The sequence below is a fragment of the Tepidimonas sp. HKU77 genome (assembly GCF_049728535.1).
GTDB lineage: Bacteria > Pseudomonadota > Gammaproteobacteria > Burkholderiales > Burkholderiaceae_C > Tepidimonas.
The window spans coordinates 1,607,141-1,618,826 of sequence record NZ_CP187300.1; the positions used below are offsets into that span (position 1 = coordinate 1,607,141).

Below are 11,686 nucleotides of genomic sequence, written 5' to 3' on the forward strand. Positions count from 1 at the left end.
ACCCCGCCGCCGTACCTCGGCACCATCGATGCCGACACCATCCCCACCAGCGCTGAGGTGCGCCCAGGAGGGGCCGACTGGATGGCCGCGCACTGGATGCCGTTTACCGGCAACCGCCAGTTCAAGGCCGACCCGCGCCTCATCGTCGCCGCCGAAGGCGCCTACCTGATCGATACCGACGGGCGGCGCGTGTTCGATGGCCTGTCGGGCCTGTGGTGCACGGGGCTGGGCCATGGGCGGCGCGAGATCGTGCAGGCCGTCAGCCGTCAGGTCGCGACGCTGGACTACTCGCCCGCGTTTCAGTTCGGGCATCCGCTGTCGTTCGAGCTGGCCCATCGCATCGTCGCGCACATGCCCGCGGGGCTGAACCGGGTGTTTTTCACCGGTTCGGGGTCGGAGTCGGCCGACACCTCGCTCAAGATCGCGCGTGCCTACTGGCGCGCCCGCAGGCAGGCCAGCAAAACGCGCTTGATCGGCCGGGCCAAGGGCTACCACGGCGTCAACTTCGGCGGCATTTCGGTCGGCGGCATCGTGGGCAACCGCAAGCTGTTCGGTCAAGGGGTGGAGGCGGACCACCTGCCGCACACGCAGCCGCCCGCAGGCAGTTTCTTTCGCGGGCAGCCGCCCGCAGACGGCGGTGGGCGCTATCCCGGCGCGGCGCTGGCCGACGAGTTGCTGCGCCTGATCGAGTTGCACGACGCCTCCACCATCGCCGCGGTGATCGTCGAGCCGTTTTCGGGCTCGGCCGGGGTGGTGGTGCCACCGCAGGGCTATCTGCAGCGCCTGCGCGAGATTTGCACCGCGCACGACATTTTGCTGATTTTCGATGAGGTCATCACCGGCTTTGGCCGCTGCGGCGCCTGGACCGGCGCCGAGGCCTTCGGCGTTACGCCCGATATCCTCAACTTCGCCAAGCAGGTCACCAACGGCGTGCAGCCGCTCGGTGGCGTGGTGGTGCGGCAAGACATTTACGACACCTTCATGGCCGCGGGTGGGCCCGAGTACGCGCTCGAATTTCCACACGGCTACACCTATTCGGCGCACCCGGTGGCGTGCGCGGCCGGCTTGGCGTCGCTGCACCTGCTCGAGCGCGACGAGGCACTGGCGCGGGTGCGGGCGCTCGCCTCGGTGTTCGAGGAAGCCGTGCACAGCCTGCGCGGGGCCAGTCTGCATCTGACCGACATCCGCAACGTGGGGCTCGCCGCCGGTCTGACGCTGGCGCCGGTGCCGGGCGAGCCGCTCAAGCGCCCGTTCGAGGTCGCCATGCGCATGTGGGCCAAAGGCTTTTACGTGCGCTATGGCGGCGATACCGTGCAGCTCGCGCCGCCGTTCATCAGCACCGAGGCGGAGATCCAGCGCCTGATCGATGCGCTGGGCGAGACGCTGCGCGAGCTAGCCTGAACCGCGGCGGGCGCGGCCGCTGCCTGGCGCCCGGTTTTATCGGGCACCCCCTCAGCGCTTGGTCAGCTTGAAGACGGCCGTGCTGGCCAACAGGTTGGGCAGGGTGCGCACCACCCGCCCGTCTTCCAGGCCGAAGGCGTCCTCGATGTGCAGGCCCAGGCGGCGTGCCAACACCTCGAAGTCGGCAAAGGTGCCGACGCGAATGTTGGGTGTGTCGTACCACTCGTAGGGCAGGCGCTTGGTCACCGGCATGCGCCCGGCCAGCACGCGCAACCGGTTGGGCCAGTGCGCAAAGTTGGGAAAGGCCACGATCGCGCTGCGCCCCACGCGTGCGGTTTCGCGCAGCATGGTTTCGACGTTGCGCAGGTGTGGCAGCGTGTCGATCTGCAGCACCACGTCGAAGCTGTCGTCGGCGAACGTCGACAGCCCTTCTTCCAGGTTGAACTGCAGCACGTCCAGCCCGCGCTTGAGACAGGCCAGCACGTGCGCATCGTCGATTTCGATGCCGTAGCCCGTGCAGCCGCGCGTCTCGCGCAAATGGGCCAACAGCGCGCCGTTGCCGCAGCCGAGGTCGAGCACGCGCGCCCCCGGTGGCACCAGGCTGGCGATGAGGTCTTGGGTCAGTCGATCGCTCATGGCTCAGACTCCCGCGGCGGCACGGCGACTGTCCACGCGGTGCTGAAAATACGCCCGCACGGCAGCGTGGTAGCGCGCGTCATCCAGCAAAAAGGCGTCGTGTCCGTGGGGCGCGTCGATTTCGGCGTAGCTCACCGGTCGCCGGTTGTCCAGCAGCGCCTTGACGATCTCGCGGCTGCGCGCGGGGGAAAAGCGCCAGTCGGTGCTGAATGACACCAGCAAAAAGTCGGCGCGCGCGCGCGCCAGTGCCGCACTCAAGTCGCCCTCGAAGTCGCGTGCCGGGTCGAAGTAGTCCAGCGCGCGCGTGATCAGCAGATAGGTGTTGGCGTCAAAGTATTCGCTGAACTTGTCGCCCTGGTAGCGCAGGTAGCTTTCGATCTCGAACTCCACCTCCTGCGTGGTGTAGCGGTAGGCCAGCCGCTGCGCCGCCTCCACGTCACCCGCGCGCAGCGCCTCGGCCAGTGGGCGCAGGCGGCGGCCGAACTTCTCGTTCATGAGGTCGTCGCTGAGGTACGTGATGTGCCCGATCATGCGCGCGATGCGCAGGCCGCGCCGCGGTTTGGTGCCGTGGCGCAGGTAGTGACCGCCGTGGAAATCGGGGTCGGTGACGATGGCGCGCCGCGCCACCTCGTTGAAGGCGATGTTTTCGGCCGTCAGGTTGGGGGCGCTGGCGACGATGATGGCGTGGCGCACCCGCTCCGGGTATTGCAGCGTCCACGACAGCGCCTGCATGCCGCCCAGGCTGCCGCCCATGACGGCGGCCAGCCGGTCGATGCCCAGCGCATCCAGCAGCCGTGCCTGGGCGTCGACCCAGTCCTCCACGGTGACGACGGGAAAGTCGGCTCCCCACGGCTGCCCCGTGGTAGGGTTGACGTGCGTGGGGCCGGTGGAGCCGAAGCACGAGCCGATGTTGTTGACCCCGATGACGAAAAACCGGTCGGTGTCCACTGGCTTGCCCGGCCCCACCATGTTGTGCCACCAGCCTTCGCTCTTTGGGATGGGTTGTCCGTGCTCGTCGGCGTACTGGCCGGCCACGTGGTGGCTGGCGTTGAGTGCGTGGCAAATCAGTACCGCGTTGTCGCGGTCTGGCGACAGGGTGCCATAGGTCTCGTAGGCGAGCTCGAACGACGGCAGCACAGCGCCACTGCGCAGCGCGAGCGGCTCGGTAAACGTGTGGCGTTGGGGGGTAACGATCACGGTCTGGATTCCGGTTGTTGCGCCGTGACCGAGGGCTTGCGGGCCCGGCGCGGCGGCCGGACCTTCCTCTTTAGCGGTATTTGTTACGCGCCCGCAAGCGGGACTCAAATCGGCGCAGCGCGCAGTATAGCGGCAACCATGGGTTGCCGTGCGTGGTTGAGGTGTTGTTTCTGGCGCATCGACGCGGTGTTGGAGGTCGCCGATCGTCGAAAACCCGCCCCAAAACCCTTGACACAGCGCATAATGGGGGTGGCGAGTGTCCGCGACGCTCGCCAGTCGGGTGATCGGTTGGTTTCGCGTGCTGCAGTTGTCTTGTGTGCCGTCGGGGCTCCGTCGCTTTTCGTTCTCTCTCAGTGTGTTCTCAGGAGTCCCTCAAATGGGCAACAAGTTGTACGTCGGCAATCTTCCGTATTCCGTGCGCGACGGCGATCTCGAGCAAGCCTTCAGCCAGTACGGTCAGGTGGCCAGCGCCAAGGTCATGATGGAGCGCGACACCGGCCGCTCCAAGGGGTTTGGCTTCGTCGAGATGGGCAGCGATGCCGAGGCGCAAGCGGCCATCTCTGGCATGAACGGGCAGTCCATGGGCGGTCGCAACCTCGTCGTCAACGAGGCGCGCCCGATGGAGGCGCGTCCCCCGCGCAGCGGCGGCTTCGGCGGCGGCCGCCGGGATGGGGGCGGCTACGGCGGTGGCGATGGCCAGTTCCGCAGCCCCTACGGTGGCCCGCGCCGCCGAGACGATCGCGGCGGCTACTGACCGCTGCTGCCAGTGTGCGCCGCCAGCGTGGCGCGCACTTGGCCGTCCAGCTCGGCCACGCCGGCGCGCTCGTCGTAGCGCATCCGGTCGCCCCGCAGGACGTCGGTGCCGCGCGCAGTGCTTCGTGTGACGAGCACCGGTTGATCGGATTCCAGCAGCCGTTGCTGGGTATGCCACGTCAGCGTCTGGCCCTCCAGGGTCAGGCGCGGCGTGGCATTTCGTTTGGCGCCCGTGCCCACGGGGTCCCGCCACGGTTCGCGCACCACACGCACGTCTCCCTGCAAAAAATAGCGGGTGCGGTCGTCGTCGGTTTGCAGCATGTGGGCACTGGCGTGCAGACGGGTGCCCTCTTCGCGCGAGAGTCGCTCCAGTTGCGCCTGCTTGACCGTGAGGGTTTGGGCGGCGGGGACGTGTTCCAACGTGGTGCCGCGCAGTACGGTCTCCAGTGTGCCGTCGGCGGTGTAGCGGCGCAGGGTGAAGTGTTCCAACCGGTAGTCGGGCTGGCCAGCCGCCAGTGGCGTCTCTCCCAGGGCGGTGGGTGGCGGCAATTGCCGCACCACGCCATAGGTGATCACGGCCAGGGCACCCATCAACGCGACGGGCAGGTACAGCGACAGGCGATCCCAGACGCCATGCCAACGCGGGGCCTGCAGCGGGGGCGATGCCGACCGTGGGGTCATGGCAGGGTTTCGGCCAACAAGCTTGCGTAGTGGCCCGTGGCCACCAGCAGCAGGTCACAAAACTCACGCGCGGCCCCATGCCCGGCCGCAGCTCCGGTGACGTGGTGCACGCGCGCGCGCACCTCCGCGTGCGCCGTGGGGGGCGCGGCGGCAAAGGCACAGCGTGTCAGTACCGGCAAATCGGGCCAGTCATCGCCAATGGCGGCCGCTTGCGACCAGGTCAGCCCCAGTTCCTCCAGTATCGCTTGTGCCGCGGGTCCTTTGTCTTCGGTGCCGTAGCGCACGTGGCGCACGCCCAGCGCGTCCAGCCGCTTGCGCAAGGCGGGCGAGTCGCGCCCGGTGACGACGGCAGGCTCGATGCCGGCGCGGCGCAGCAGCTTCAGACCATGGCCGTCCAGGCTGGAGAAGCGCTTGAGCACCTCACCCTCGGCGTCGTAGTACAGGCCACCGTCGGTCAGTACGCCATCGACGTCGAAGAACGCCACCCGCACGTCCTGCGCGCGCAGCAGGATCTCGGGTGCAAAGGTCAGCACCGGTCGTGTCATCAGATCACCTTGGCGCGCATCAGGTCGTGGTGGTTCAAGGCGCCCACCAGTCGTCCTGCCTCGTCAACCACCAGCACGCTGGTGATGCGGTGGGTTTCCATCAGCTCGGCCGCTTCCACGGCCAGCATCTGCGGCCGTACGGTACGCGGCTGCGGGTGCATGACGTCACCCACCCGCAGGCTGCGCAGGTCGGCGCTCTCGCGCCGCTCGATCAGGCGGCGCAGGTCACCGTCGGTGAAGATGCCGATCGCCACGCCATGCTCGTCCACGACGGCGGTCGCGCCCAGCCCGCCCGCGCTCATCGCGCGCATGGTCTCGATCAGGGTGGCGCTGGGCGGCACGCGCGGTGTCGCCTCCAGCGGCCGCATGACGTCGCGCACCAGCGTCAGCAGGCGGCGCCCGAGCGCGCCGCCCGGGTGCGAGCGGGCAAAGTCGTCCGGCTGAAACCCGCGCGCGCTCAGCAACGCCACGGCCAGCGCGTCGCCCATGGCCATTTGCGCCGTGGTGCTGGCGGTGGGGGCCAGGTTGTGCGGGCACGCCTCGCGCGCCACGCCCGTGTCCAGGATGACGTCCGCGTGCCGTCCCAGGCTGGAGTCGGCCCGTCCGGTCATGGCCACCAACGGCACCCCCATGCGTTTGATCAGTGGCAAGATGGCGGTGAGCTCATCGCTTTCGCCGGAGTTGCTGATGGCCAATACCGCATCGGTGGGCGTGATCATGCCCAGGTCGCCGTGGCTGGCCTCGGCCGGGTGCACGAACATGGCGGGCGTTCCCGTCGACGCCAGTGTCGCCGCGATCTTGCGGCCCACATGGCCGCTCTTGCCCATGCCAGTGACGACCACGCGCCCACGGCAACGCAGCAGCGTGGTCACGGCCTGCACGAAGCGCTCGTCCAGCCGCGCGGCCATGGCTTGCAGGCCGTCGATTTCGGTCTGCAGCGCCGCACGCGCCAGCGCCAGCAGCGCGGCACCGTCGAGGTCTGCGGGGGCAGTCGTCGCGTTGGCGGTCATGCGTGCGATTATCCGGCAACGCCGCCACCCCTTGCGCCCTTAAGATCGGGCCATGAACGCGCTCGACCTCACCCTGCTGTACCTGCTGGCCGCTGTGCTGGGGGTGGTGGTGTGCCGGTTGCTGCGGCTGCCTGCGATGATCGGCTACTTGGCCGTGGGGGTGGTCATCGGACCCCATGCGCTGGCGCTGGCACAAAACTCGGCCGGATTGCGCTATCTGGCCGAGTTCGGGGTGGTGTTTCTGATGTTTGCCATCGGGCTGGAGTTCAGCTTGCCCAAGCTGCGCGCGATGAAGCGCTTCGTCTTCGGGCTGGGCACGGCGCAGGTGGTGCTGACGGTGGTATTGACCACCGGCGCGTCGTTGGCACTGGGCTGGCTGCTGGGCGACTGGTGGGCGTTCGAATGGCAGACGGCGCTCGCCATGGGGGGCATCATGGCCATGAGCAGCACGGCCATCGTCGTCAAGCTCATGGCCGACCGGCTCGAGCTGGAGTCCGAGCACGGCCGTCGCGTGGTCGGTATCTTGCTGTTTCAAGACCTGGCGGTGGTGCCGCTGCTGGTGCTCATCCCGGCGCTGGCCGCACCCAGCGAAGACCTGGCGGGCGCGCTGCTGATCGCATTGGCCAAGGCGGCCGCCCTGTTGGCCCTGCTGCTGACCGGCGGGCAGCGCCTGATGCGCTGGTGGCTGACGCTGGTGGCGCGCCGCAAGAGCCAGGAACTCTTCGTGCTCAACCTGCTGCTGATCACGCTGGGCATGGCCTGGCTGACCGAGCACGCCGGGCTGTCGCTGGCGCTGGGGGCGTTCGTGGCGGGCATGCTGATCGCGGAGACCGAATACCGCCACCAGGTCGAGTCCGACATCCGCCCTTTCCACGACGTGTTGCTGGGGCTGTTTTTCATCACCATCGGCATGATGCTGGACTGGCGCATCGTCGTCGAGCGCTGGCCGCTGGTGCTGTTGCTGCTGAGCCTGTCGCTGGTCTTCAAGCTCGGGCTCATCACGCTACTGACGCGCGCGTTTGGCGCCCCGGCGGGCACCGCGCTGCGCGTGGGTCTGTATTTGATGCAGGCGGGCGAATTTGGCCTGGTGCTGCTGCAGTTGGCCAACCAAAACGGGCTCATTCCGCCGGCGCTGTTCAACCCCACGCTGGCGTCGATGGTCATCTCGATGCTGCTGACGCCGTTCATCATCGAGCACAGCAACGCCATCGTCGGCCGTCTGGTGGGCAGCGACTGGCTGATGCAGTCGGTACAGATGACGCAGATCGCTCGCAAAGCCATCGCGGCGGACCAGCACGTCATCATCTGCGGCTACGGGCGCTGCGGGCAAAACCTGGCACGGCTGCTGGAGCAGGAGGGCATCCCCTACATGGCGCTGGACCTGGACCCGGACCGCGTGCGCCAGGCGGCAGCTGCCGGCCACTCGGTGGTGTTTGGCGACGCCGCGCGGCTGGAAGCGCTCATGGCCGCTGGGCTGGCGCGTGCCTGCGCGGTGGCCGTGACTTATCTGGACACGCCCAGCGCGCTCAAGGTGCTGCACCACGTGCGCGAACACGCCCCGGCGGTGCCGGTGGTGGTGCGCACCGTGGACGACGCCGATCTGGCCCGCCTGCGTGCCGCGGGTGCCACTGAAGTGGTGCCCGAGACGTTGGAGGCCAGCCTGATGCTGGCCAGCCATGCACTGGCGCTGGTGGGCGTGCCGCTGCGGCGCGTGGTGCGGCTGGTGCAGGAGCAACGCGCCGCGCGCTACGACCTGTTGCGCGGTTACTTTCACGGCGGCGACGACGACGAGACCGAGGACGAGCGCCAGCAAGCGCGCCTGCGTACCGTGGTGCTGCCCGCGGGCGGCCCCACCATCGGGCGCGCACTGGGCGACTTGGGGCTACACGCCATGGGCGTGACCGTGGTGAGCGTACGTCGTGCCGACGGCCGCCGCGTCGCACCGGACGACGGCCTGCTCCTGCAGGGCGGCGACGCCATCGTGCTGTACGGGCCGCCCGAGCCGCTGACGCTGGCCGAAGCCAAGCTACTGGCGGGATAATCGCGCTGCCATGGATACCTCCGCCTACCTCAAAGCCCACATCCGCACCGTCCCCGACTGGCCGGCGCCCGGCGTGCAGTTTCGCGACATCACGCCGCTGCTGCAGGATCCCAAAGTCTTTCGCGTGCTCATCGACACCTTCGTGCACCGCTATATGGACCGGCACCTGCGCCCCGACGTGGTGGCCGGGCTCGATGCGCGTGGCTTCATCATCGGCTCGGTGCTGGCCTACGAGCTGGGCGTGGGCTTCGTGCCAATCCGAAAAAAAGGCAAGCTGCCCTTCACCACCGTCGAAGAAACGTACGAGCTGGAGTACGGCAGCGCCACCGTCGAGCTGCACACCGACGCCGTGCGCGCGGGCGACCGGGTGCTGCTGATCGACGACCTGATCGCCACCGGCGGCACCATGATGGCGGGCAAAAAACTGCTCGAAAAACTCGGTGCCACCGTGATGGAAGGGGCGGCCATCGTCGCTCTGCCCGAGCTGGGCGGCCTCGAGCGCCTACAGGCCGCCGGACTGCCGCTGTTCACGCTGGTCAGCTTCGAGGGGCACTGAACCGCGCTCACGCCCCGCTGTGCTCCCCATCGGGCCGGCGGGCGTCGGGTCGCGGGCGCTGGGTGGCAGGTGGGTCGCCACGCCAGTACACCGCGCGCACCTGCAGCCCGAGCAGCTGCAGGGCATCGTCACGGACCTGCGCTTCCAGGCGCGTCGGGTGCGGTGCCGGTCCTGCCGCCATGCTGGCCGGCTGAGGCAGCCAGTCGATCAAGACCAGGTGCTGTTGGCCTTCGCGGTCCAGCGACAACACGCGCACGCGGTAGCGGCCGGACAGCACGCCGTGCCGCAGCATCACCTCGCGCACCAGCAGCGCCACCCGTTCCCGCTGGCGCCGGCGCAGGCGGGACGCTGCCGCGGCGGCGTCGCCATCGGCGCTGGGCGGGTCACGCCGCGGGGCGTGGGCGGGTTCGGCCCGGGCACGACTGCGGCCGGTGGCGCGGTCCCACCAGCGCCGCCACCACGATGACCAGCTGCCCACCGCAGCAGGGTCAGGGCTAGGCGCGGCGGGCGCGCGGCGGGCAGGGCGTGGTGGTGAGGGTGGCATGGGCGGTGGACGATGGACGGTTCGTACGCGAACGGGTGGGCCCGGGGCATGCGCCAGTGCGGCATTGTGTCGGCTTTTCGGGTGTTTGCACCACGTGGCGTGCCTTTGCGCGTTTTTCCGATGGCCAAACAGGGCATTTTTGGCCGATACTGTGCGCCTGCCATCCTTTTTCCGGGACGGGTCACGGGCGTGTGCGCGGCGCGCCCGGGTGGGCCGTCTCCCTGTCCGTGAGGAGTCCTCATGTCCGCTGTTGCCACTCCGACTGCTGCCGGTGTCGATGCGTCGGCACGCACCCATGCCGAGTTTCTGACCTTCCGCTTGGGGGCGGAAGAGTACGGTATCGACATCCTGCGTGTGCAGGAAATCCGTTCCTTCGAGCCACCCACCCGCATCGCCAACGCCCCCTCGCACATCCTGGGTGTGGTCAATCTGCGCGGCGTCATCGTGCCGGTGGTCGATCTGCGCATCAAGCTCGGCTGCGAGCGGGTCGACTACAACAACCTCACCGTGGTCATCGTGCTCAACGTCAAAGGGCGCGTGGTGGGCGTGGTGGTGGACTCGGTCTCCGACGTGATCGAACTCGCGCGCGAGCAGATCCGCTCCGCCCCCGAGATGGCCTCTGGCACCGTGGACACCGCCTTCATCACCGGCATTGCCACCGTCAACGAGCGCATGCTCATCGTCATGGACATCGAGGCGCTGGTCACGCACCCCGACATGGGGCTGACCGACGCCTGACATCGGCCCGTCGTCGCCGTTTTCCCGGGAATCTCTCATGCTCGACTTTTTGCAATACTTCATGCGGGCGTGGCGGGTGCGCACCCGGATGCTGGGCGCGATCGGCGTGGTACTCGCGCTGCTGCTGGGTATGGCCGCGGTGGGTGTATGGGCGGTGCACCACATGCAAATCGCCCAGCACGAGGCGCTGACGCTGGCTTGGACGGTGGCTGCGCAAAACGCGCAAGACGCCAACGAGGCGTTTGCGCAACAGATGATTCAGCTCACCGACCACGGCGAGCACATCCGCCGCCAGGCGCTGTGGGCCGTGGGCATCGCGCTGGGGGTGTCACTGCTCATCGTCGTGCCCACCACGCTGGCCAACCTGCGCAGCATCGTGCAACCGGTGCAGCAGGCCGAAGCGCTGGCGGTGGCGATCGCCCGCGGTGACCTGGCCACCCGCACCGACACCACTGGCGCCGACGAGCTGACGCAACTGCTGCGCAGCCTGCACGACATGCAGGACGCCCTGGCGCGCACGGTGGGCGCGGTGCGCGACACCGCGCAGCGCATCCAGCACACCAGCGATGGCGTGGCCAGCGGCAGTGCCGACCTGCGCCAGCGCACGGAGGACACCGCCGGACACCTGCAACAAACCGCTGCCAGCCTCGAAGAAATCACCGCGGCGGTGCAGTCGTCCAACGACGCCGCGCGCGCCGCCATCGAGCTGGCCCGGCGCAACGCCGAAGTGGCCGAGCGCGGCGGCACGGAAGTGCAAAACGTCGTGGCCACCATGGACGCCATCCAGGCCGCCAGCCAGCGCATCCACGACATCACCACCGTCATCGACAGCATCGCGTTTCAGACCAATATCCTCGCGCTCAACGCGGCGGTGGAAGCCGCGCGAGCGGGCGAGGCCGGGCGTGGTTTTGCCGTCGTGGCGGGCGAGGTGCGGGCACTCGCCCAGCGTTCGGGGCAGGCCGCGCGCGAGATCAAGGCGCTCATTGGTGACAGCACCGAAAAGGTTGCCGCCGGCACCCAGCTCGTCCATCAGGCAGGGGCCACGCTGCGCGACATCGTCGCGCACGCCGAGCAGGTATCGACGTTCGTGCGCGACATCACGCACGCCACGCAGGAGCAGACCCAGGCACTGGTACAGGTCAACGACGCCATCGTGCAGCTCGACGGCATGGCGCAGCAAAACGCCCAGCTGGTGGGCGATAGCGCCCAGGCGGCACAGCGCCTGCGTGAGCAGGCGCACCGGCTGCGCGAGATGGTGGCGGGTTTTCGTCTGGCGGGCGACGCTGCGGGCGAGCACCCACCGCTGCAGCCGGCTGCCGTGCGCGGCCAGGGTGACCCGAGCAGCTATCAGGGGCCGGAGCGGCGCCGCACGCCTCGCGTGCCCGTGGCTTGAGAGGTCTGGCCGGATGTACGCCCGCAGCCCCCGTCGCAAACGGCCCATCGGCATCCAGACCTTCCGCGACATCCGCGAAGGGGGCTACTACGACGTCGACAAGACCGCGTTTGCGCACCGGCTGGCCGCCACGGGCAAGTACGACTTTCTCTCGCGTCCGCGGCGCTTCGGGTCATCATCGAGTTCAAGCG

12 protein-coding genes, 1 pseudogene and 1 riboswitch are annotated in these 11,686 nt (G+C 68.7%); of the genes and pseudogenes, 7 read left to right on the forward strand and 6 right to left on the reverse strand.

What is annotated here, in order from left to right; translation table 11 throughout:
* Nucleotides 1–81 precede the first annotated feature (81 nt).
* A complete protein-coding gene (locus ACPP3B_RS07710) occupies nt 82–1,401 on the forward strand; it encodes an aspartate aminotransferase family protein (RefSeq protein WP_424860166.1) in 1,320 nt (439 codons plus the stop codon).
* 51 nt (nt 1,402–1,452) lie between these two features.
* On the opposite strand, the gene metW is transcribed toward ACPP3B_RS07710, so the two are convergent.
* Nucleotides 1,453–2,037, reverse strand: coding sequence for a methionine biosynthesis protein MetW (metW, locus tag ACPP3B_RS07715; protein ID WP_424858631.1), 585 nt, complete (start codon nt 2,035–2,037; stop codon nt 1,453–1,455).
* Between the two features lie 3 nt (nt 2,038–2,040).
* Entirely contained in the window at nt 2,041–3,234 is a 1,194-nt protein-coding gene (gene metX / locus ACPP3B_RS07720) for a homoserine O-succinyltransferase MetX (protein WP_424858632.1), read from the reverse strand.
* 49 nt (nt 3,235–3,283) lie between these two features.
* A riboswitch (SAM riboswitch) is annotated at nt 3,284–3,360 on the reverse strand.
* Nucleotides 3,361–3,610: 250 nt separating this feature from the next.
* On the opposite strand from metX, the gene ACPP3B_RS07725 reads away from it, so the two are divergent.
* Nucleotides 3,611–3,988, forward strand: a complete 378-nt coding sequence (locus ACPP3B_RS07725; protein ID WP_299022167.1) for an RNA recognition motif domain-containing protein — start codon at nt 3,611–3,613, stop codon at nt 3,986–3,988.
* Here ACPP3B_RS07725 and lptC read toward each other — a convergent pair.
* The 3 genes from lptC to ACPP3B_RS07740 are packed head-to-tail and all read right to left on the reverse strand — an operon-like array spanning nt 3,982 to nt 6,223.
* Nucleotides 3,982–4,668 (reverse strand): LPS export ABC transporter periplasmic protein LptC, encoded by a 687-nt coding sequence (gene lptC, locus ACPP3B_RS07730; protein WP_424858633.1) that lies wholly within the window; start codon nt 4,666–4,668, stop codon nt 3,982–3,984. The two genes, ACPP3B_RS07725 and lptC, sit on opposite strands and share 7 nt — an antisense overlap.
* Nucleotides 4,665–5,213: a KdsC family phosphatase gene (locus ACPP3B_RS07735; RefSeq protein ID WP_424858634.1), complete on the reverse strand. Its 549-nt coding sequence runs from the start codon at nt 5,211–5,213 to the stop codon at nt 4,665–4,667. Before ACPP3B_RS07735 ends, lptC begins: the two co-directional genes overlap by 4 nt.
* Nucleotides 5,213–6,223, reverse strand: coding sequence for a KpsF/GutQ family sugar-phosphate isomerase (locus ACPP3B_RS07740; protein WP_424858635.1), 1,011 nt, complete (start codon nt 6,221–6,223; stop codon nt 5,213–5,215). The genes ACPP3B_RS07735 and ACPP3B_RS07740 overlap by 1 nt, the downstream gene beginning before the upstream one ends.
* Before the next feature lie 52 nt (nt 6,224–6,275).
* Here ACPP3B_RS07740 and ACPP3B_RS07745 point away from each other — a divergent pair, with 52 nt between their 5' ends.
* Entirely contained in the window at nt 6,276–8,264 is a 1,989-nt protein-coding gene (locus ACPP3B_RS07745) for a monovalent cation:proton antiporter-2 (CPA2) family protein (RefSeq protein ID WP_424858636.1), read from the forward strand.
* A 10-nt stretch (nt 8,265–8,274) separates the two neighbouring features.
* Entirely contained in the window at nt 8,275–8,820 is a 546-nt protein-coding gene (locus ACPP3B_RS07750; protein ID WP_299020070.1) for an adenine phosphoribosyltransferase, read from the forward strand.
* Between the two features lie 7 nt (nt 8,821–8,827).
* On the opposite strand, the gene ACPP3B_RS07755 is transcribed toward ACPP3B_RS07750, so the two are convergent.
* Nucleotides 8,828–9,298 (reverse strand): hypothetical protein, encoded by a 471-nt coding sequence (locus ACPP3B_RS07755; RefSeq protein WP_299020072.1) that lies wholly within the window; start codon nt 9,296–9,298, stop codon nt 8,828–8,830.
* A gap of 306 nt (nt 9,299–9,604) precedes the next feature.
* On the opposite strand from ACPP3B_RS07755, the gene ACPP3B_RS07760 reads away from it, so the two are divergent.
* From ACPP3B_RS07760 to ACPP3B_RS07770, 3 genes and pseudogenes are all read left to right on the forward strand, one after another.
* A complete protein-coding gene (locus ACPP3B_RS07760) occupies nt 9,605–10,102 on the forward strand; it encodes a chemotaxis protein CheW (RefSeq protein WP_299020074.1) in 498 nt (165 codons plus the stop codon).
* A 37-nt stretch (nt 10,103–10,139) separates the two neighbouring features.
* On the forward strand, nt 10,140–11,495 hold the full coding sequence (locus ACPP3B_RS07765; RefSeq protein ID WP_299020076.1) for a methyl-accepting chemotaxis protein: 1,356 nt from the start codon (nt 10,140–10,142) through the stop codon (nt 11,493–11,495).
* A gap of 13 nt (nt 11,496–11,508) precedes the next feature.
* Nucleotides 11,509–11,661: pseudogene (locus tag ACPP3B_RS07770) on the forward strand (AAA family ATPase); the annotation flags it as partial.
* Nucleotides 11,662–11,686: the final 25 nt, after the last annotated feature.